The following is a 19,283-nucleotide window of genomic DNA, read 5'->3' on the forward strand; positions in this document are numbered from 1 at the left end:
AACCGGGATTATCAGACGGCTGCAATCACCTCTTTTAATGCAAGGTTCTTAATATCCTCCAGCCGCATAACGGTTTCTGTTAAACGATGCTTGGGGATACCGACATCCATTACACAAAACAACTGAAGTTCCTGTTTAATAATGGTGCAGTCAAACTGTTTTACCACATTCATCACTTCGTTAAGCTGGGTATAATCAAACTGAAGGTGAAATGTTTTCAGCACGGGTTTGCGTACCAGATGCGTTACCTGTAATGCCATGGCTGCTGCAGATTTATAGGCATTGATGAGCCCCGGAACCCCCAACAGCGTTCCGCCAAAATAGCGCACCACAATGATCAGTGCATCCGTTACCTGCCGGCTATCGATCTGCCCCAATATAGGTCTGCCCGCTGTTCCGGATGGTTCCCCGGCGTCGCTTACGCGGAAGGTATTGCCATCCGTTCCCAGGCGATAGGCAAAACAATGATGGTTGGCCTTGGGATGTTCTTTCTTTACAGCAGCCAGTATTCTTTTAAACTCTTCGGTATTTTTAAGCGGATAGGCTATGGCAATAAAACGGCTTCCCCGGTCCTTAAATTCTGCCTGTCCGCTGGTTTCAATGGTCTGATAGTAGTTCCCCTGCTCCATCTTAAACTATAAACTGATTATGTATATTCTTATAAACGGTTATTTCATCGGTATCGATCGTGCTTGTTTGCAGGAGCGCCTGTTCCTTTAACAAAGGCGCCCGCAATCCGCCGCCTGCGATCATAGCGGTGTTGGTAATGACTCTGGCTTCATCCCATACGCCGGCATCCACGAAGGATTGCAGTAGCTGACGACCGCCTTCTACAAAAACGCTCTGGATCCGGCGTTCAAACAAGATATCCAGCATTCCTTTGATCAGGTGGTCGCTTTCTACATTGATCCATGCGGCCCGCCCCAGTTTCTTTGTCTGCCCCCGGTTGAACACCCAGGTTTCATTCCCGGCGTGAAAAAGCTTCAGTTCCTCCGGCAAGTTGCCGGAACCGGATAGTACGATCTTCAGCGGCGCCTTTCCAAACCAATGACGGTTATCGAGCAAGGGATCGTCTTTCATAGCTGTGCCGGCACCAACCATAATGGCCGCTTCCTCAGACCGCCACCGGTGCACCAACCGGTTGGTTACTGGATTGGAAATCTTTAACCGTTCCGCATTTCCGGAGGCCATGATGCCGTCTCTTGTCTGTGCCCATTTTAAAATGATATAGGGCCGTTTCAATCCGTGAAAGGTGAAAAACCGCTTGTTAAGCGTTATGGCCTCCCGGGCGGCGATCTGTTCAATTACTTCCACACCCGCATTCCGTAGTTTTTCAATGCCTTTCCCATTCACGGCTTCAAAATGATCGCGGCAGCCCACCACCACTCTCGGTATCCGGTGCCGGATGATCAGGTCTGCACAGGGCGGCGTTTTACCGTAATGTGCACAGGGCTCCAACGATACATAGAGAGTTGACTGTTCAATAAGCCCGGCATGCTGCTCCAATGCATGCTGGATACAGTGTACTTCTGCATGCGCTTCTCCGTACTGCTGATGATACCCTTCCCCAATGATACGGTTCTCATACACCAACACGGCACCTACCATTGGGTTGGGGGCCACATTTCCTGCGCCCAGCTTTGCCAGCTGAAAACAACGTTGGAGATAGATTTCGTGTGTTCCGGTATCCATTTTTGCAAAAGTAAAAGAATTAAGTTTGCAGCATGTCTTTAAAAAACATAGAAAAAAGCTTTGTAAGCGATTTGCAGGTACTTTATCCCGAAAATGAGGCGCAGCAGATCTGGTACCTGACCGTGGAAAGTCTAACGGGTTTTGATCTGCGTACGAACAGGAACCAACGTTTCAACCCCGATCCCTGCATGCTGAACATGCTGGCGGATATTAAAAAACGGCTGTTGAAAGCCGAGCCTATCCAGTATATTTTAAACGAGGCCTGGTTTTATGATATTGCCTTTTTTGTAAATAAGCAGGTGCTGATACCCCGGCCGGAAACTGAAGAACTGGTGGATACCATCATCCGGGAACAACAGGGCCGGCCCTCCGTACGCATACTGGATATTGGCACCGGGAGCGGCTGCATCCCCATTATTCTGAAGCGGAAACTTCCGGAGGCCACGGTTACGGCCTGCGATATCAGCCCCGATGCACTGGCGGTGGCCCGTAAGAATGCGGCGAGATATCAGGTGGATATCCGGTTGGTACAGCTTGACTTTTTAAATGAAACCAACTGGCCGGAGCTACCCATAGTTGATGTGCTGGTAAGCAATCCGCCCTATATTCCCGTTGCCGATAAAACATCCATGCATAAAAATGTACTGGACTATGAACCGGGGCTCGCTCTATTTGTGCCGGATGAGGATCCATTGTTATTCTACCGCAAAATAGCAGCAGCTGCAACATCCATCCTTGCGCCCGGAGGCCGCATCTACCTGGAAGTGCATGAAAAACTGGCAACAGAAACCCGGCAGCTTTTTGAAGCAGGAGGATTCCATGCGTCAATTAAAACAGATATGCAGGGAAAACAGCGGTTTGTAATGGCTGCCTTTGCAAACAACGGAAGTTAAACTTCCCCGTGAGGTTTATTGTTACTGATCCCTTTTCAAAGCATCCGTTCCGGACGGACGCATCATCATACCCTGGAATTGTTTCATTGTGCGTTCCATCCCTTCGGTACCGCCATCAAGGAAAATCACGTTACCCTTGCCGTATTCTGCAAAATTCTTGATGGCCTCCGTCCACATGCTGAACAGGATAAAATTAGTATCCAGGTTAGCCTGGCGCAGCTCCACTGCAGCAGAAGACAGCCCTTTTGCCACCTCTTCCCGGAATAAGGCGATCCCCTGCCCCCGCAGCCGCGCAGCTTCCCGCTCTGCCTCGGCGCTGATCTTGATCGCATTTCCTTCCGCCTCGGCCGATTTGGTTTTGGTGATCAGTAATGCCTGGCCTTCATTTTCAGCGGCGGCCTTGAGGTTATTGCTGGCCACCACCTTGCTCATAGAGTCCAGGATCATTTTATCAAAGGTGATATCATTGATCTGCAGATCCAGCAGGTGATAGCCCCACTCTTCAAGCGTATGATCAATTTCCACTTTTACATACTGTACAATTTCACGGCGCAGCCCCAATACCTCTGCCTGTTTTTTAGTGGCTACAAATGAACGGATATTTCCTTCAATCGTACGTATCAGCGCCTGCATCAGATCCCGGTCTCCAATAAACTTAAAGGCAACCTTTTTGATGGTATCTTCCGATTCATTTTGCACCGAATAAAGCAGCATGCTCTTAAAATAAACATTTGCCTGATCTTGTGTTACGGCCTGAAATTCCAATTCAACCGAACGGTTCTGGATCGAGATCCGCTTCATCACTTTTTCGAGAAAAGGAATTTTAAGGTGCAAACCAGGCCCTACAATGCGACGGTACCTGCCAAACATCGTGATAACACCAATATATCCCTGGTTGATGGTAAATAACCCGCTTGCTATTATAAGCAGTATCACAAGCACCCACCAAAAGTTTGTAATAAATTCCATAACAATCATTTATTTTTATAAAGGTACGTATTAACCCACATGCAGAATCATGCATTTTACCCCCAAATCCGGGAAGTTGTCCGCAATAAAGCTATGAGGATAATCCAAGCCGTTTTTTATTAAACCTGGCCTGCATTAACCGGCGCGTTCGTTTTAAACACAAATGGCATTACCTTAAACTGAATACATCCGTACATGTTGTCATTAACAAAGAAGAATCAGGAATCCGTTTTTTCTTCCCAAACCTGTACCAGGTGAACCAATGTTTCTACAGACTTTTGCATATCCTGGATACTTACATACTCATGTTTGCCATGAAAAGCCATCTCCCCTGTAAAAATATCCGGGAACGGGATGCCCATAAAAGATAACCGCGAACCATCTGTACCGCCCCGTGCGCTGCTTTTTTTAAATGTAACACCGCTTCGTTCCATCGCAATCTTTACATACTCGCCAATTTCGGGGTGTTGATCAACGACTTCTTTCATATTGCGGTACTGTTCCCTGCTTTCAAATTCATACCGGCTGCCGGGGTATCGGCCGGTTGCCTGTTTTGCAAATTGCTCCAGCCGGGCCTCGTGCAATTTTAGTTTTGAAGTTTCGAAATCCCGGATAATAAAACTCAGCGAGGCCTTTTCCGCCCCACCTTCCATGTGAACCGGGTGCACAAATCCCTCCCGATCCTCCGTGGTTTCGGGACTAAAGCCATCCTTTGGCAATAGCTCAAGGAAGGTTCCGGCAATTTTTATCGCATTAATAAGTTTATCCTTAGCATAGCCCGGATGGATGCTGTTTCCATAAAAATGGATGGTAACCCCGTTGGCACTAAACGTCTCGTCTGTATAGCTGCCTCTTTCGCCGCCATCAAGCGTATATCCAAAATCGGCCCCCAGCCTTTCCAGGTCAACATGATCCACCCCACGCCCGATCTCTTCATCGGGGGTAAACAGTATTTTAATGGTTCCATGTTTTACGTCGGGATGGGTTGTGAGGTAATGTGCCAGGTCCATAATGATGGCCACGCCGGCTTTATCGTCTGCACCCAAAAGCGTGGTACCGGATGCCGTTATGATGTCTTCTCCCCGTTTTGTTTTTAAATAAGGATGATCTCCCGGCCGGATCACCTGGGCAGGATCATCGGGTAATACAATATCTCTGCAATCATAATCATAATGCACAATAGGTTTTACCCCTTTACCTGAACAATCAGACGAGGTATCAACATGACTGCAAAAACAGATCACAGGAACCTTTTTATCGGTATTTGAGGGTATGGAAGCATATACGTAGCCAAAATCATCCAGGGCTGCGTCCTTTACACCCATCGCCAGTAATTCTTCAACCAGGATTTTGCTTAAGTCTTTTTGCCGGGCAGTAGAAGGTACCGTATCTGATTGGGGATCGCTTTGGGTGTCAATCGTTACATACTTTAAAAAACGGTCAGAAACCGTAAAATGATAGGTCATGATCAATAATTCAGTGAAGCACAAAGATAACCAAAAATTCAACATTCATCAAAGCAACAAGAACATTATCAATATACTATGAAAAATATAAGATATAAAAATAAATATAAAAGCAGCCCGGAAAGCTGCTTTTATCTAAATGATCTTCCGTTATTTTTAAGGCATGATGATCAACGGGCTTCCGCCTTCTATTTCTACCAGTTCCAGGTCAAAAACAAGGTCTTTCCCTGCAAGCGGGTGATTGGCATCCAGAACAATTTTGTCATCGGTAATTTCTTTTACTGTTACCTGAAATTGCTGTCCCTGGGGATCACTCATTACCAGTGGCATTCCCACTTCCACTTCCATATCCTGTGGAAGACGGTCCTTGGGCATTTCGATGATCATATCCGGGTTTACCGCTCCATAAGCCTCTTCTGCAGGGATTGTAATGGTTTTTTTATCACCAACGGCCATACCGGTTACTCCGTCATCAAAACCTTTGATCACCATACCGCTCCCAATCTCAAACGGCAGAGGATCCCGGCCCTCAGAAGAATCGAATGTTTCTCCCGTGGTCAGTTTTCCGTGGTAGTGCACCTTTACTTTATCGCCTTTTTTCGCTTGTTGCATTGATTGAATTTAAAATGAATAAACTTATTTGTGGGCAAGGTAGGCTTTTTTATGCAGATGCCATGATGCTGGTGCTATAATTTGAGATCCCAGGCTTCCGGCTGTTATTTCCGGGGAAAACCGGGGCTTTTCATGAGCTCCTCTATCTGCAATGTGTGCCGCTCGCTGTGTGCTGCCAGCAACAATAATCCCTGAAAAACACTGAGTGTGCCTGCCGGCGTTTGCATATAATGCGTTTCCAATGGCTCCTGTGTTGATTTCAGGAACTGGATCGTGGAATCCCTTTTTGAAAGATAAGCTGCCAGCGCCTCCTTTGCACCGGAAAATTGGTTGCCGGGTCTTAAAACCTCCGGGGCCTGCGCCTTTTTCGACCGGTCGGTTACCGCTGCAATCAGTTGCTCATTGGTAACAGGCGTCCCGGGCTTTATCAGCGTTGCAGAATCGTTTTTAAGCGTCATCATACACCATTGCCATATTCCGTTTTCGGCTAATGCAATGTGCTCGATGCATTGCGCAACCGACCACCTCGAGGAATCTGGTTTGTAATTCAGTTGTGCGTCCGTTAGCTGTTGCACGTCGTTAAGCAACCGCTGTTTTGTTTTCAGATAATAATCGATCGCAAACTTCCGGTCCGCCGGTGTGATCTCACTTTTTTCAGGGCCCGCAAAGCTGCTGGCCAGGATACAAAATAAACCCAGGAATACCTGTTTCATAAAATAAGTTTTAGGTGATTAAGAGGAAGAAACATATAACAAGCCGGCTTGGGATCCTTTGCCAGAAGAACAAGGAACGATCTCCCTGCCGGTTTGGCTACCTAAAGATAGACGATTTACCGTTATTTTTGCGGGATGATGTTGAATGAACAGGCAAAAAGTTTACGCATTGTATTTATGGGAACGCCGGAATTTGCGGTAGCGAGTCTCCACGCGCTGATCCAGGCCGGGAGTACGGTTGTAGGAGTCATCACCGCCCCGGATAAACCGGCCGGGAGAGGGATGGAATTACAACAGAGTGCCGTAAAGAAATATGCGGTGGAACATCAATTGCCGGTGCTTCAACCGGAGAAGCTCCGGGACCCCGGCTTCCTTGAAGCGCTGCGGCATTTAAAAGCAGACCTCCAGATATGTGTTGCCTTCCGGATGCTGCCGGAAATTGTGTGGAATATGCCGCCTATGGGAACTATCAATCTTCATGGTTCCTTACTTCCACAGTACCGGGGAGCGGCACCTATTAACTGGGCCGTGATCAATGGCGAAAAGGAAACCGGGGTTACTACCTTTAAACTGCAACACGAGATTGATACCGGTAATATTTTGCTACAGGACCGGTTTCCCATCGGGGCAGAAGATACTGCCGGAACGGTTCACGATGTTATGAAAGAGGTAGGCGCACAGCTGCTGGTAAAAACTGTACAGGGATTGGCCAACGGTACGCTTACGGAAACGCCGCAGCAGGTACCCGCAACGGAAATATTGCACCATGCACCAAAGATCTTTACAGAAACCTGCCAGATCAATTTTAACCAACCGGCTACAGCGGTACATAACCTGGTCAGAGGCCTTTCGCCCTACCCCGGGGCCTTTACTTTTTTTAATGGTAAAAAGCTAAAGGTATTCAGCGCCACGCCCAAAGGCGAAACCCCCACCGTTCCACCGGGAGAATATATAACAGATGCAAAAACATATCTTTCGTTTGCCTGTACAGACGGATTGCTGGATGTAAAGGAAATACAACTGGAAGGGAAAAAACGGATGAAGATCACCGATTTCCTGCGCGGCTACCAGTTTAAATAACAGTGTGCTTCTGCCGGAGATAATACGGTAAACAGAAATCCGAAAATAACATGCATTTTTTAGTTTAGCATAAAGTTTGCAGCATTATGGGCATGCAGCAACGCTGTATTTTTAAAAAGCCCTACTATGAAAAGAACATACACACTGATCCTGTCTTTTTATATCATTGCATCGGTTATTGTTTTCGCATTCGTAAAATTAAGTCCGGATCATGGCGACGGCACCCCGGGCCTCGGCAGCACGGCTCTTGTCTTTTTTATGGTGCTGATCGCGCTGTTGGTAGTCATCAATATTGTTAAAGGATTCGCAATGCAAAGAAGTTATTTCCTTGTAGCCTTGCTTCACGCGCTGATCCTGCTCCTCCTCTATTTTGGATTATTTTATCGCTGACCTCCGCCTTTGTAATGTTGCTTTAAAAAATCACTGGCAGTTTGCACATCAATAATCGAAAAATAAAAGTCTTTCGTGTTTTCGGTAATAATGTGGGTACAGCCGGAATTATATGCGGCAAAATATTGCAGCCCATCCTCAAAATCATTCACATGCTTATCTGTTGCCGCTTGTTGTACTTCCCTGGTACCACAGTCCGCAATGGAAAAATGAGCAGCCAGTAACCCGATGCGATCCCTGGCAGAGCGGCTGCCATGTTTCTTTTCTGCAAAATAACAGGTGATTGCCAAACTAACCGATGTGGTTACTAATGAATGGCCTTTAGCCGTTGCCCAGCTTAAAACACGGGAAGCATAGGTAAACAACGGGTATTCTTTGTTGATCACGGCTACCAGGATATTCGCATCAATAAACAACTTCATCACTGCCGTTATTTATGGCGCTTATAATATGCGGCCTTTTGTTTTTTGCCCAACGGTTTGGCATTGTAAGTAGCCGGCCCCTCAGCCACCATGCTTACCCAATCTTCGATGGGGATATGCTCAATATGCTGATGCTGACCGGTGGTTATTACTTTTTGCAACAGCAATTCCACGAGCCGGGATAGGCTTAACCCCTGGGAAGCGGCATACTCCTTTGCATCCTCAATAATCGTACGGTTAAAGCTTAAAGTAACTTTGGCGTCCATGGTTGTTTCTTTTTATACGACAAAGTTAAATTTTTTATACGTATAAAAAATTTTTCATTTAAACACCCGACACCAGACACCCGCACGGCGGGCGCCACTGGCTATTGATCCGGTTCGCCAACTGCGGTTTTAGAAAAATTTGTACAAATTCCTCCCGGCATTAATGGGATACGACTACGTCGAAATCCGAAGCATTGATCCGGAGCGCCGTAGCGGCGGCATCACTGATGCGGGCTGCTGGTCCGTTCTTCTGCTTCAGGCTTTTGATATCGCCCAGTACTTTTGCGTAAATCGTTGTATTGGATTTTGGATTAGACAGTTTCACGATCGTTCCGGAAGGAACATCATCGATCAGGGCATAATATTTTCCATCATCCCAGCCTTTATCCGTTTTAAATACCCCGGCATGTACAGACCGCTCTGTTGTTGCGGTTGCCCCCGTCTGCATTTCATATGCATTTTTAAAGAATCCTGTTTCATCAAAACCGGCAGGAGGAGGTGTTACATCTGCCACAGGAGCGGAAGATACGGACGCTGACGTTTTTCCTTTAGATTGCTTTCCGGGTTCTTTTACAGCAACCGCTTCGGGTGCAGGTTCCGTTTTCGCCTCGCGGTCCTTCTGCTCCTGCAGGGCGGCGGCCTGTTCCGGTGTACCCAGGAAACGGGAAGCAATATAACCGGTTATTCCTTCACCGGTACGTATAGCAGCCCACTCATTGTTGGTATCGCCCGTTACCGTAACCATTTCACTATTCTCTGCCTTTCCTACAATCGGTTCGTTGGTGGCCGGCCCTTTGCGGATATTGATGCCAGAGCCTACAATAGCCATTTGTTTTTCGGCTTTTGCAGCAGGCTGTTCTTTTTTTGCAACCGGGCGCTCGGCCGGTTCCGCAGACGGGTCAACCAGGTATTGCGTAGCAGCATACCCTTCTACATCATCCTTGGTGCGTACCTCAGCCCACTCGTCATTTACCCGGCGCACCAGCGTGAGGATCTCATCTTTCTGCGCTTGTGCCACCACGGGCTGACCGGTACCCGGTCCCTTGCGGATATTGATATAGGTATCCGTAGCCGCTTTTACTTTTTGCCCTGTATTCTTTTTCACCTCGGTTCGCGCTACTTCTTTTTGCTCGTCTTTACGTTTTTCAGTCACAGCTTCAAGAAACTGCGAAGCCATATATCCTTTTTTACCATCACTCGTGCGGATCGCCGCCCATTCGTCATTGATCTTACGGGTTACCGTAACCACCTCATCTTTTTCAACACGGCCTATAACCGGCTCATCTGTTCCCGGTGCCCTCCGGATATTTACCGCAGCAGTTACCGTTACCTTCGCACCCGCCTTCAAATCAATACTGGTTGGGGCGGTTTCTTTTTCCTCAGCAGGTTGAGGCGCTGCTGCTACCGACTCAAGAAACTGGGTAGCCATATATCCCTTTTTACCCTCGCTGGTGCGCACTTCCGCCCAGTCACTGTTCGCCAAGCGAACGATGGTCACCACTTCATCTTTCTGCAAAGTGCCTACAACCGGCTGACCCGTACTGGCGCCTTTGCGGATATTCACCGCTGAGGTTACCGTTACTTTCCTGCCAGCCTTTAGATCAGTGCTGTTTTTGGCCGTTTCCTTTTCCTCCACAGGTTGTGGCGCTGCCGCCGGCTCCAGGAACTGGGTGGCCATGTATCCTTTTTTACCTCCGCTGGTGCGTACTTCCGCCCAGTCGCTGTTCGCCATGCGAACGATGGTCACTTCTTCATCTTTCTGTAAAGTACCAACAACGGGTTGATTGGTGCTGGCGCCCTTGCGGATATTCACCGCCGAGGTTACCGTTACTTTCTTACCTGCCTTTAAAGCCGTGTTGCTGTTTTTTACGGTTTCTTTGGGCGCTTCAGCCTGCTCTTTCTTGGCGGCATTGTCGGTCATATATCCTACAAGAATATCCTGGCCTTTAGAAACATCATCTTTCCGTAATTTATTCCATGATTTCAGTGTTTTCACATCCACCCGGTTAAATTTCCGGCTAATGCTGGTTAAGTTATCCTTTGCTCCCGCTTCGTAATAAACAGGGATGCCTTTTCTTGATTTGGTATTCAGATTATCAGCCGTTACGGGAACCTTTACCGTTTGTCCGATCTTCAGATCCTGACTGGTTTTCATACCGTTAGTTTTGGCTAACGAAGAAAGAGAGACCCCATATTTCGTACTTAAATACTTTAATGACTCCCCCGAAGTAACCCGGTGCTCCACTACTGTTCCACGGGAAGTAGCAACAGCAGTCAGTTTTCTTTGCGCCTGGGCAGATCCCATTAATAAAATTAATCCGGCCGTAACAATAAACGATTTCATGTGTTCAAGATGTGTCTTAAAAAAAATCCTTACTAATGCACGAATTTACAATAATATTTACAACTAAACAGCTTTAGAATTTGTTAACAAAAGGAATATTGCGGCAGGAAAGTCCGTATATTTTGGAAAATTGTACCTTTGCGCCCCTATGTTTATAGAAGTTTTTAAATCCAAGATCCACAGAGCCGTTGTAACGGAGGCTTTTCTCAATTATATGGGTAGCATTACCATTGATGAAGACCTCATGGATGCGGCTAACCTCATTGAAAATGAAAAGGTTCAGGTTGTGAATGTGCATAACGGGGAACGCCTGGAAACCTATGTGATCAAAGGGAAAAGAGGATCCGGTACCATTTGTCTTAACGGTCCGGCGGCGCGCAAAGCGCAGGTAGGCGACCCGGTAATTATTATTTCTTATGCCTTAATGGAGCTGGAAGAAGCCAAAAAGCACCAGCCTACGATCGTATTTCCGAAAGAAGGCAATAAACTGTAAACCACAAACAGCACCGGTTCTATTCGGTGCATCTATACACTGTAGTTTACATGCGGGTAATGGTTACTATTTTGCTGTATTCAAAGCTCCCGTCTTTATTAACCTGTTTAATACGTACAAATAACGGGGTTTCGCCGTTATTGATTACCTGAAGTTCGCTTCTGTTACAGGCATTTAAACCAGTCAGCAGCACTGCTACAAAAACCAGTGGTACGGCCATCCATCTTCTTCTCCGGCCGGTCAGTCCCAAAAAAACCAGGCTTATCGCTGAAATCCCCAAAAAGCCTGTCGTGGCCGACGGTTTCCAGGTAAAGCTATAACTAAACGCCTCGCTGGAATGACCATCGGCGGCCTTGCTCTTTACCGCATCTCCTATCTTAATAAAATGTGTTCCATCAGCCGACGCTTCTACTTCAAAATGATCATTACCATTTTCATTGACGGTAATCCAGTCTACTGTTAATTGTCCGCTCCTGAATTGAGCAGCAATGGATCCAAACCGTACGGGCAACGCAATGGATTCGGTGATCGTAACAGCATTAAAACAGCTGGTGGTACTTAAGCCTGCCGGCCAGGAAGCGCAGGTGGCAGCAGTGGCGTTAGGGCCGCAATAGGTAGCATTGCCCTCGTTGATGTTGGCAACCGCTCCGGTAGCAATCCAATCGATCTGCGACTGATCTGAAACCCGGGAAAAACCATTCCCTGTAGCCGGCCCTTTGGTAATAAAATAGGCCCTTCCATCAGTATTGCTTCCCGTGTATACTACTCCCGGAAAAGCCGAAGCGTTCTGCGCATACGATGCACAGATTTCTACCACGCTACCTTCTTTCTGTGTTATATGGGCCGTGCTTGTACTGCCGGTTTGACCAAAAGTTGGATCATTTACGGTTAATGAACCGGAAAAAGAAAGTGCTGCCGATTTTTCCAAATTGATCGCACTCGAAACGCCCGAGCCGAATGCACCAAGCACTGCAGAACCCGAGTATTCAAAAGCAGCCTTATCCAGGATATTCAATTGTCCGTTCACCGTTAACTGTCCGCTTCCCGATACATGTATGCCCGGTTGTATAATTAATATGCCTCCGGTATTAATTGTAAGTCCCGTTACTCCCGTAACATTACTACTTGCACAATAAACCTCCCCGGAAGCAATGCTGGTAATGCTGGCGGTAAAGACTTTTGATCCGGACGGACACTGGCCGGCGGCCTGTTTTGAAATGCCCGTTAACAGCAGGGTTAACAGCAGTATTAGCGTTGTTTTCATATGCTACAATTATTGATGGTTAAATAGTAAGCATCTGTTGGCTTCTGCGGGTATGCAGAGCACCAACAATCATAATCATAGCAATTTTGCAGCCAATTCCCGTGCGTTTACCAAACTGTATTCAGATACAATGGCTTACCTGTAATTTGCGGCGTTGTTATCCCTGATGAAAAATCAACCGGGTATTGCCGATCCAGAAATAATCGCCTTCTTTCAAAAGCACTTCTGTGGTATCCGATAATCGGATCGAATTTTTCTCGGTATTGAAGTAAGTACCATTCTTGCTGGGAGCCTTATCCTGCAAGAAGTACCTATATCCATCGGCTGCATCCGGCTTACGGACAATCTGACAATGATTTTTTGAAATAAACCGGTCGGAAGTCCGGATACCGAAATCGGCAATTGTTCCCGGAAGATCATTCCACCGCCCGATAGTGACCAGGTCTTTATTAATAAAAAAATGCTGCCCCTCTGTAAGAATATTCGGTTCTACCTCGATATAGGCGCCCGCGTTCTTTGCTCCCATGGATGGATCAATATCAATGACCTCAGCCTGCCGTTCCTGGGTTTCGATCTTTCCATCCAGTCCGTTGTAAAAGAACTGGCTCAGTTCCCTACCCGTTTTAAAACGGCTGAGCGGATTTTTCTCAAGACAGCGGCGTACCAGCATTTCCAGCCAGGCCGGTATATCGCAGGTTTCGGGGCGCTGTCCTTCTTTTTTTTCAATGGCCTCCATCCGTTTCCTGCAGATATCCGGCACGGGCGCGCTCTTATGCTTTTCCTCCAGCGCAATCATCTCGTTGGCTTGTTTGTAATCCTTCACAGGAAAGGGCACCTGCCCCACCAACAGCTCATACAGCACAATACCCAGGCTGTAAATATCAGAGGGCGTATCTACCAGTTGGCCACGCCATTTTTCCGGCGCCTTGTACTCGGCCATGCCATCTTCCTTTTTGCTATGCCGCACGGCATCCGGATCTGCAAACGACAAGCCGAAATCGATGAGTACATACCGGTAACCACCATCCGCATTCTTTGTACGGATGATGTTTTTGGGATTGATATCGTTGTGAATAATCGCATCCCGGTTAATGATCACCGAATCTGAAAGCCAATGCTGTGGCGGCGTATCATAGGTATGATAATGATGGCAATAACTCAGCGCCGATGCCATTTGCGTAATCATCTCCAGGGTTTCTTCGATGGAGAAATATCCTTCCCGCTGAATAATGGACTCCAGCGTTTCGCCATCCACGTATTCCATTTCCAGGGAGGGCTTGTTATCCAGTATATACTCGTCGTAGATCTTTACAATATTCGGATGATCCAGCCGTTTCAGGATCTCTACTTCATTCTTAAAGTCGCGGTATTCTTTAGCGTCTTCATTCTCCAATACAAAATCCAGCTGCTTTAAAGCCACCACATGCTCCGGGTCTTCCTTACTCCGGGCTTTAAACACCGCGGAAAACCCACCGTGCCCAATTACTTTAAGAATGTCATATTTAGATGCTAATTCCTGCATTATTTTCGAGCTTTACGCGTAAGACCAAGGGGCAATCTGCCGCTCACTCCTATGCGATTTTTCCTTATTCAATGATTCCTGATAATCTTATCGTATTATTTACATGCCCCGCATATCTAGTCCAGCAATTGAAATTCCAGCACGATCGTATCATTAAAACAAATGGAGTCACCATTCTTTAAAATATGTGGTACTGCTGCATTGCTCAGGCTGATACCTGAAAAATCATCCAGCGATGCGTTAAACACCTTGATCTTATTGGACGGATTATTCAGAAACTTCGAGCGAAAAAGTTTATAGGCTCCGATTTCCTTGTCGAATACGATGGCTGCATTGGAACGGCTAATAAAATTATTGATCTTGTATTGTTCTTCGTTCTTTTCTTCAATTCCCACAAAAGCAATATCATTATGGATCTTGGGACCGTTTTCAATTTTGGGATCCTTTCCCCTTCCGATGAAATAATGTTTGCCACTGGGCTCCAGGATGTATTCAGGCTCCCAGGTAATCCCTTCCGTTGCTACCAGCCGTGCATTCCGCTTTTTCAGTATGTCTTTCGGCGTCAGCACTTCCACCCCGATGCCGTCGGTAATGGCCGTTACTTTTGCCGTATCGGGCGATTCATGGATCACATCCAACCCCAGTTCTTCTTTATAGGCGATACCTCTTGATTTAAATTCACGCTTGATCCGGTTTATAAACTGCGGATCTTTCATCAGGCTCATCAGTCCTACATTTTCGATCGCATTATCCTTATATGCCGAATGAAATACAAGCCCCGAAATCACGGTGTTGCTATACCCCAGCATCCGTACTGTTTGGGATATGGCGCCCAGCGTGATCTCTTTTAACTCTTCTATATTATCCACTCGTGCGGAAGCGATTGCCCGCTCCGGCGTTTTCGGAGTTGCCGGTGTTTTTGCGGCCGCTCCTGCGGCTCCCTTTTTTTCAACCGATCCAAAGGAGGTATCATCCGCATTGAGCTTCTCCGAAAATTGTTCAAATTTTTTCTTAAACCAATTCATATTGTTGGATTAAATGTTTTATCAGCCATCCGTTATTCGTTTTCCTGCCGTTTTGCCGAACACGCGTGTAACGGAATACGATCACTTTAAAAATACCCGGCCCCTTTCAGCTGTTTTAATATATCAGCCGCCAGCGTCTTTGCATACTCCGAATTACCGATCTCTTCAATACGGATCGTAAATGCAATGGGCGCCTTTAATTTAGGCGAAGCTACAAAAAACGTATACCAGGAGTCTGTAACCCGCTTCAGCACTGTTTTGTCGCCTTTCTTTATCAATTTATCCCGCTCGGGGCTGCCGGTTTTTCCATGCACTTCCAGTCCGGATGCGGCGGATACCTTGGCCGATTGCTCCCGCATAAAATCGCTGATCAGTGCTGCAAACCTGGGCTGACTCGCTACCGGGGTTTCCTTTTGCAAAACCGGTTTATTATTCCAGCTTTTAAACAGGAACCGGGAAGGTTGTAAGATGCCACTGTCTGCCAGCGCCCCCGACATTTTAGCCAGATGCAGCGGCGTGGCCGAAAGCTCGCCCTGCCCCCAGGCAATATCCGAATAAGGCGACTGCAGCCTCCGCCGTGTGTTCATCAGCCGCTGGCTGTTAAAGATATTTTTGCCCCGGGCTACAAACGCACCCCATTCTTTAAAATAGGTTTCACTATCGTAATCCTCCGGCCGCTGGAAATGAAATCCCCCGCGGTTCAGGATATTCATCCCGAGGGCATCGTATATATTAAACAGAGATGCCTGCAGGTTTTTATCATTTGCCAGTTTGATAAAGTACACATTGCTGGAATGTACAATAGCCGTACGCATATCCACATTCATATTCACCGGTTCGCCCTGGTGAATGATCTCTTCCGGGTATACAAAGTAACTGAACTGCGCGGCAGACGCGCCATACTGGTTCATGGCAGCTGTTGCGTCAATGATCTTTACCGTAGAACCCGGCCTTGAGTTGAAGGTAATCCCCAGGTCTTGCGGCACCACCACCCGGTCCTGGAAGATCTGTTTAAAAATGGTGCGGTAATCCGAGGGGTCAATATTACTGATCAGCTTCAGATCCTTATAAGAAGGCGCCGGGTTTGAAGCCGAGGCCAGCACATCACCCGTACTGGCATTAACCGCAACCACCGAGGTGCGGAACGGACTGGACGCAGCGGTATTTTGAATCACCGCACTGATCTTCTGGTTTAATGCCACATCGAGCGACAGCTGTATATCCTTGTCCTTGTTGTTTTGCAGTTCTACCCACTGGCCGTCTTTTCCCTCTTTCAAAATAGGTGCCAGGGCACTGTAATCGTATTTTACCAGTTCGGATTCTTTTTGGGTAACCGGCAGGAAACGGTCTTCCCGGTACCGGTCCGATGTTTTTTGCGCGGTTGCATAGGTAACATCAAAACCTTTCAACAGTGTATAATGCCGGTATTCCGCTGCATAGCCCGCCGCCTCTTCATTGGCGATCTCTTTATTGTAATCGCCCAGCCAAAACAAAAGATCTGCACCAAAAGGATAGTACCGGTTTTGATCTCTTTTCAATTGCTCTGCATACAATTCGGGGTTGGCACCCAAAGGAATCAGCTTATTTTTAAACTTGTCAAAAGTAGCCTTGTTGGATGTAGCCAGTAACACCCCGTTGCGATCATAAATATTTCCTGAACGGATCTCCCGCAAAAAGATCCCGATGCGCGGATTATAGCTGTATTGCCAGGCACCCTTGCGATTCAATACCAGCGCCGGTTTGGTAATATAGGTATTCGATTTATACTGGTACCAGAACAGGGTACCGATAAAAAAGATCAATACTGCAAAAAAAGTAAGAATGGCATAGGCATTTACATTGTCATAATTCTTTTTTACATATTCCATCTCCAGTGCATCGCCCTTTTCATTCGAAAGCAATAATACCACCAGGAAGGCGGCCAGGGTAATGATGATACCGGCATTCCCCTTACTGAGGAAGGGCACCGAAATACCCGTGAGTGGAATCAGCCCCAGGGTACCCGCTGTAATCAGGAAAAACTGGAGCATCGTAGCAATAGCAATACCGGCTACCAGGTAAAAAAGAAAGGGCTTACCCGTGCGGCGGGCGGCCAGCAGGGATCGGTAGGTTAACAACCCAAACGCCAGGAACACGGCAACTAGCGCGATGAGCCCCAGCTCCTCACCCATGCTTTCCAGGATCATATCCGTGTGATAAGCGGGCATTACGCTGGAGAATCCTTTTCCAAGTCCCTGGCCAAAGAAACCTCCGGCATTCAACGACCAGATCCCGTGCGCTACCTGATCGCCCCCGATCAGTTTATTTTCCCAAATGTCTTTAAACATCCCGTTCCGGTCGGCCAGCCGTTGCGTAAATTCAAAAGGCAGCGCCGCCAGCAATATAAACGAGGAAATGATCAGGATAATAAAGGCAACGGACTCATACCGCTTTTTGAAGAATGCATAGCCCAGGGTGCCTGCGCAGGCGAGGGCAGCCAGCAACGGCAGGTAATTATGCTGCGCGTTATTAATGAACCGGGAGGTGATTAAAAGTACGATCACATAGATCACGGCCGCCAGCACCATCTGAAAAAATTCTTCCTTTGCAAACGCATAAAAAAATAAAAAAGTGAGGCAAAGTACAATCGCCGGTCCGAGGTCTCCCAAGAGGGCATACACACCTAAAAGGAACACAAACAACAACAGCATCTTTATATTATTCCGCGTGAGCCAGCGGTTATCGGGGATGTTCCGGAAGTATTCTGAGTTGACGGCAAAATAAGCGGCAAAAAACACCACCATGCAGATCTTCGACAATTCGCTTACCTGAAACCCGAACAGGTTTACTTTTACGCCGCTTCCTTCCGGCCCTGTTCCAATAAATGCCAGCAGCAGCATCAGCAGGATCGAGAGCAGCATCCAGGAATAGCCGCGCGGAGCCTTCAGCCCCCCTGATAGCGGCAGCAGGTTATACACCGGATCAAACCACTTTGAGTGGTAAAAACGCATCACCGCATGTTCCCTTAGGAAGAACAGCACCACGGAAAAGAACAACAGCACACCCACCACACACGCTGCCATACCACTTCCATGAATGATATCCCGCAGCGGATCCTGCATGCTATAGAGTACGATAATACCGGTACCGGAAAGAAAGAACAACAGCGGCAGGATGAACTGGTCGCTCCGGTAGTTCTTTAACCAGAGTACAAAATGAAAGATCCAGAACGCCAGCACAAACAATACCAGGTGCGTAAAATATTCCTTCTTAAAATCGGCAGGGGTACGCACGGTGAAGATCTTATCGTTCTTGATCTGGCGAAACTCGGTGCGGTCCAGGATCCGGATCCGGTGCGTTTTGCCGGTGAAATGAAACGACTGGTCGCCCTGAATGGCCGCGATCCCTTTTGCAGGGCCGAAATCAAAACCCGGCTTTATAGCTATTACCCTGTAATTGCTGTTTTCCTTCAGGTTGTAAAATTCATACGATCCGTTTTCGTTGGTACGCGCAAAGAATTCAACCGGATCATTGCCCGCCTGAACACTCAGCGTATCATAATAATTGGATGGAAAAATTTCGGTTAGCTTCACGAGTACCCCCGCCCCGGCCTGCTCACTGCTGCTGTCGGTAGCCGCCAGCCGGATCTTGCCATGAATGGATAGTGTGGTCTTGGTATTCTGTACCGCAACCTCATCCGGATATTTTGCAGGATTTTTTAATTCAGCGGTATAGAGCGTGCTGTCCATATCCAGCTGGGTGATCGCATTTAAAAAGCGGAGCTTCCCCGATTCACTGGAGGTATTTAAAAATTCCGTAGCCGGAATCATCAGGCTGTTCTTATTCAGCGCTCCCAGGTTGGGTAACTGGCCCTGCTTTTCAACCAGCGTTTTTATTTTCCCTGCAATAAAGCGGATGTATGCTTCATCGGTAAAATACCCCCCTTTTGTAAAGATCTGTTGCAGCGTGGAAGCCTGTACCGGAGCAACAAGATTAACCATTTTTCCGCTTTCGTATCCATAGTCAGCATTGATAAAATCATTTTTCTTATGCTGGTAATACTGGAAGGCCATAATACCTACCAACAGGGTAACGGCCGCCAGCAGCACACGTTCTATTCTTCTTGGATATAATGTTACTTTCTTCTTCATTT

General features: G+C 47.2%; 17 protein-coding genes. 4 read left to right on the plus strand and 13 right to left on the minus strand.

Features of this window, described 5'->3' with window-relative positions; all coding sequences use genetic code 11:
- Window positions 1-11 precede the first annotated feature (11 nt).
- Window positions 12-629: an IMPACT family protein gene (locus LQ567_RS04500; protein ID WP_231002913.1), complete on the minus strand. Its 618-nt coding sequence runs from the start codon at window positions 627-629 to the stop codon at window positions 12-14.
- A gap of 1 nt (window position 630) precedes the next feature.
- The gene (gene ribD / locus LQ567_RS04505) at window positions 631-1,692 is read right to left on the minus strand and encodes a bifunctional diaminohydroxyphosphoribosylaminopyrimidine deaminase/5-amino-6-(5-phosphoribosylamino)uracil reductase RibD (protein ID WP_231002914.1); all 1,062 of its coding nucleotides are present in this window, start codon (window positions 1,690-1,692) and stop codon (window positions 631-633) included.
- Window positions 1,693-1,724: 32 nt separating this feature from the next.
- Between ribD and prmC the strand changes: the two genes are divergently transcribed.
- Window positions 1,725-2,585: a peptide chain release factor N(5)-glutamine methyltransferase gene (gene prmC / locus LQ567_RS04510; protein ID WP_231002915.1), complete on the plus strand. Its 861-nt coding sequence runs from the start codon at window positions 1,725-1,727 to the stop codon at window positions 2,583-2,585.
- A gap of 21 nt (window positions 2,586-2,606) precedes the next feature.
- Here prmC and LQ567_RS04515 read toward each other — a convergent pair whose 3' ends face one another.
- The 4 genes from LQ567_RS04515 to LQ567_RS04530 all read right to left on the minus strand — a co-directional run bounded on the left by LQ567_RS04515 (window position 2,607) and on the right by LQ567_RS04530 (window position 6,345).
- On the minus strand, window positions 2,607-3,554 hold the full coding sequence (locus LQ567_RS04515; RefSeq protein ID WP_231002916.1) for an SPFH domain-containing protein: 948 nt from the start codon (window positions 3,552-3,554) through the stop codon (window positions 2,607-2,609).
- 218 nt (window positions 3,555-3,772) lie between these two features.
- Window positions 3,773-5,020 carry a peptidase T gene (pepT, locus tag LQ567_RS04520; protein WP_231002917.1) on the minus strand — a complete coding sequence of 416 codons (1,248 nt, stop codon included), beginning with the start codon at window positions 5,018-5,020 and terminating at the stop codon, window positions 3,773-3,775.
- A 156-nt stretch (window positions 5,021-5,176) separates the two neighbouring features.
- Window positions 5,177-5,632: an FKBP-type peptidyl-prolyl cis-trans isomerase gene (locus LQ567_RS04525; RefSeq protein WP_231002918.1), complete on the minus strand. Its 456-nt coding sequence runs from the start codon at window positions 5,630-5,632 to the stop codon at window positions 5,177-5,179.
- A 104-nt stretch (window positions 5,633-5,736) separates the two neighbouring features.
- The gene (locus LQ567_RS04530) at window positions 5,737-6,345 is read right to left on the minus strand and encodes a DinB family protein (protein ID WP_231002919.1); all 609 of its coding nucleotides are present in this window, start codon (window positions 6,343-6,345) and stop codon (window positions 5,737-5,739) included.
- 135 nt (window positions 6,346-6,480) lie between these two features.
- On the opposite strand from LQ567_RS04530, the gene fmt reads away from it, so the two are divergent.
- Complete coding sequence (gene fmt / locus LQ567_RS04535; RefSeq protein WP_231002920.1) at window positions 6,481-7,425, plus strand: methionyl-tRNA formyltransferase; 945 nt, start codon at window positions 6,481-6,483, stop codon at window positions 7,423-7,425.
- 126 nt (window positions 7,426-7,551) lie between these two features.
- Complete coding sequence (locus tag LQ567_RS04540; RefSeq protein ID WP_231002921.1) at window positions 7,552-7,815, plus strand: hypothetical protein; 264 nt, start codon at window positions 7,552-7,554, stop codon at window positions 7,813-7,815.
- Here LQ567_RS04540 and LQ567_RS04545 read toward each other — a convergent pair.
- From LQ567_RS04545 to LQ567_RS04555, 3 genes are all read right to left on the minus strand, one after another.
- Window positions 7,806-8,237 carry a type II toxin-antitoxin system VapC family toxin gene (locus tag LQ567_RS04545; protein WP_231002922.1) on the minus strand — a complete coding sequence of 144 codons (432 nt, stop codon included), beginning with the start codon at window positions 8,235-8,237 and terminating at the stop codon, window positions 7,806-7,808. The genes LQ567_RS04540 and LQ567_RS04545 overlap by 10 nt on opposite strands.
- An 8-nt stretch (window positions 8,238-8,245) precedes the next feature.
- Entirely contained in the window at window positions 8,246-8,503 is a 258-nt protein-coding gene (locus LQ567_RS04550) for a DUF6364 family protein (protein ID WP_231002923.1), read from the minus strand.
- A gap of 160 nt (window positions 8,504-8,663) precedes the next feature.
- Window positions 8,664-10,658 (minus strand): SH3 domain-containing protein, encoded by a 1,995-nt coding sequence (locus LQ567_RS04555; RefSeq protein ID WP_231002924.1) that lies wholly within the window; start codon window positions 10,656-10,658, stop codon window positions 8,664-8,666.
- Window positions 10,659-10,995: 337 nt separating this feature from the next.
- Between LQ567_RS04555 and panD the strand changes: the two genes are divergently transcribed.
- The gene (gene panD, locus LQ567_RS04560; protein ID WP_231002925.1) at window positions 10,996-11,340 is read left to right on the plus strand and encodes an aspartate 1-decarboxylase; all 345 of its coding nucleotides are present in this window, start codon (window positions 10,996-10,998) and stop codon (window positions 11,338-11,340) included.
- Between the two features lie 46 nt (window positions 11,341-11,386).
- Here panD and LQ567_RS04565 read toward each other — a convergent pair whose 3' ends face one another.
- From LQ567_RS04565 to LQ567_RS04580, 4 genes are all read right to left on the minus strand, one after another.
- A complete protein-coding gene (locus tag LQ567_RS04565) occupies window positions 11,387-12,604 on the minus strand; it encodes a hypothetical protein (RefSeq protein WP_231002926.1) in 1,218 nt (405 codons plus the stop codon).
- Window positions 12,605-12,761: 157 nt separating this feature from the next.
- A complete protein-coding gene (locus LQ567_RS04570) occupies window positions 12,762-14,126 on the minus strand; it encodes an FHA domain-containing serine/threonine-protein kinase (protein WP_231002927.1) in 1,365 nt (454 codons plus the stop codon).
- Between the two features lie 116 nt (window positions 14,127-14,242).
- Window positions 14,243-15,151: a hypothetical protein gene (locus LQ567_RS04575; RefSeq protein WP_231002928.1), complete on the minus strand. Its 909-nt coding sequence runs from the start codon at window positions 15,149-15,151 to the stop codon at window positions 14,243-14,245.
- An 86-nt stretch (window positions 15,152-15,237) separates the two neighbouring features.
- Window positions 15,238-19,281, minus strand: coding sequence for an FtsW/RodA/SpoVE family cell cycle protein (locus LQ567_RS04580; protein WP_231002929.1), 4,044 nt, complete (start codon window positions 19,279-19,281; stop codon window positions 15,238-15,240).
- Window positions 19,282-19,283: the final 2 nt, after the last annotated feature.

It is taken from the genome of Niabella pedocola, assembly GCF_021044425.1.
Taxonomy (GTDB): Bacteria; Bacteroidota; Bacteroidia; order Chitinophagales; family Chitinophagaceae; genus Niabella; species Niabella pedocola.

What these genes read in the sequence shown, in the direction of transcription:
- LQ567_RS04515 (WP_231002916.1), bottom strand. Translation starts at nt 3,554, where the DNA reads ATGGAATTTATTACAAACTTTTGGTGGGTGCTTGTGATACTGCTTATA.
- LQ567_RS04525 (WP_231002918.1), bottom strand. Translation starts at nt 5,632, where the DNA reads ATGCAACAAGCGAAAAAAGGCGATAAAGTAAAGGTGCACTACCACGGA.
- ribD (WP_231002914.1), bottom strand. Translation starts at nt 1,692, where the DNA reads ATGGATACCGGAACACACGAAATCTATCTCCAACGTTGTTTTCAGCTG.
- LQ567_RS04575 (WP_231002928.1), bottom strand. Translation starts at nt 15,151, where the DNA reads ATGAATTGGTTTAAGAAAAAATTTGAACAATTTTCGGAGAAGCTCAAT.
- LQ567_RS04565 (WP_231002926.1), bottom strand. Translation starts at nt 12,604, where the DNA reads ATGAAAACAACGCTAATACTGCTGTTAACCCTGCTGTTAACGGGCATT.
- LQ567_RS04550 (WP_231002923.1), bottom strand. Translation starts at nt 8,503, where the DNA reads ATGGACGCCAAAGTTACTTTAAGCTTTAACCGTACGATTATTGAGGAT.
- LQ567_RS04545 (WP_231002922.1), bottom strand. Translation starts at nt 8,237, where the DNA reads ATGAAGTTGTTTATTGATGCGAATATCCTGGTAGCCGTGATCAACAAA.
- LQ567_RS04580 (WP_231002929.1), bottom strand. Translation starts at nt 19,281, where the DNA reads ATGAAGAAGAAAGTAACATTATATCCAAGAAGAATAGAACGTGTGCTG.
- pepT (WP_231002917.1), bottom strand. Translation starts at nt 5,020, where the DNA reads ATGACCTATCATTTTACGGTTTCTGACCGTTTTTTAAAGTATGTAACG.
- panD (WP_231002925.1), top strand. Translation starts at nt 10,996, where the DNA reads ATGTTTATAGAAGTTTTTAAATCCAAGATCCACAGAGCCGTTGTAACG.
- LQ567_RS04540 (WP_231002921.1), top strand. Translation starts at nt 7,552, where the DNA reads ATGAAAAGAACATACACACTGATCCTGTCTTTTTATATCATTGCATCG.
- prmC (WP_231002915.1), top strand. Translation starts at nt 1,725, where the DNA reads ATGTCTTTAAAAAACATAGAAAAAAGCTTTGTAAGCGATTTGCAGGTA.
- fmt (WP_231002920.1), top strand. Translation starts at nt 6,481, where the DNA reads ATGATGTTGAATGAACAGGCAAAAAGTTTACGCATTGTATTTATGGGA.
- LQ567_RS04570 (WP_231002927.1), bottom strand. Translation starts at nt 14,126, where the DNA reads ATGCAGGAATTAGCATCTAAATATGACATTCTTAAAGTAATTGGGCAC.
- LQ567_RS04555 (WP_231002924.1), bottom strand. Translation starts at nt 10,658, where the DNA reads ATGAAAACCAGTCAGGATCTGAAGATCGGACAAACGGTAAAGGTTCCC.
- LQ567_RS04530 (WP_231002919.1), bottom strand. Translation starts at nt 6,345, where the DNA reads ATGAAACAGGTATTCCTGGGTTTATTTTGTATCCTGGCCAGCAGCTTT.
- LQ567_RS04500 (WP_231002913.1), bottom strand. Translation starts at nt 629, where the DNA reads ATGGAGCAGGGGAACTACTATCAGACCATTGAAACCAGCGGACAGGCA.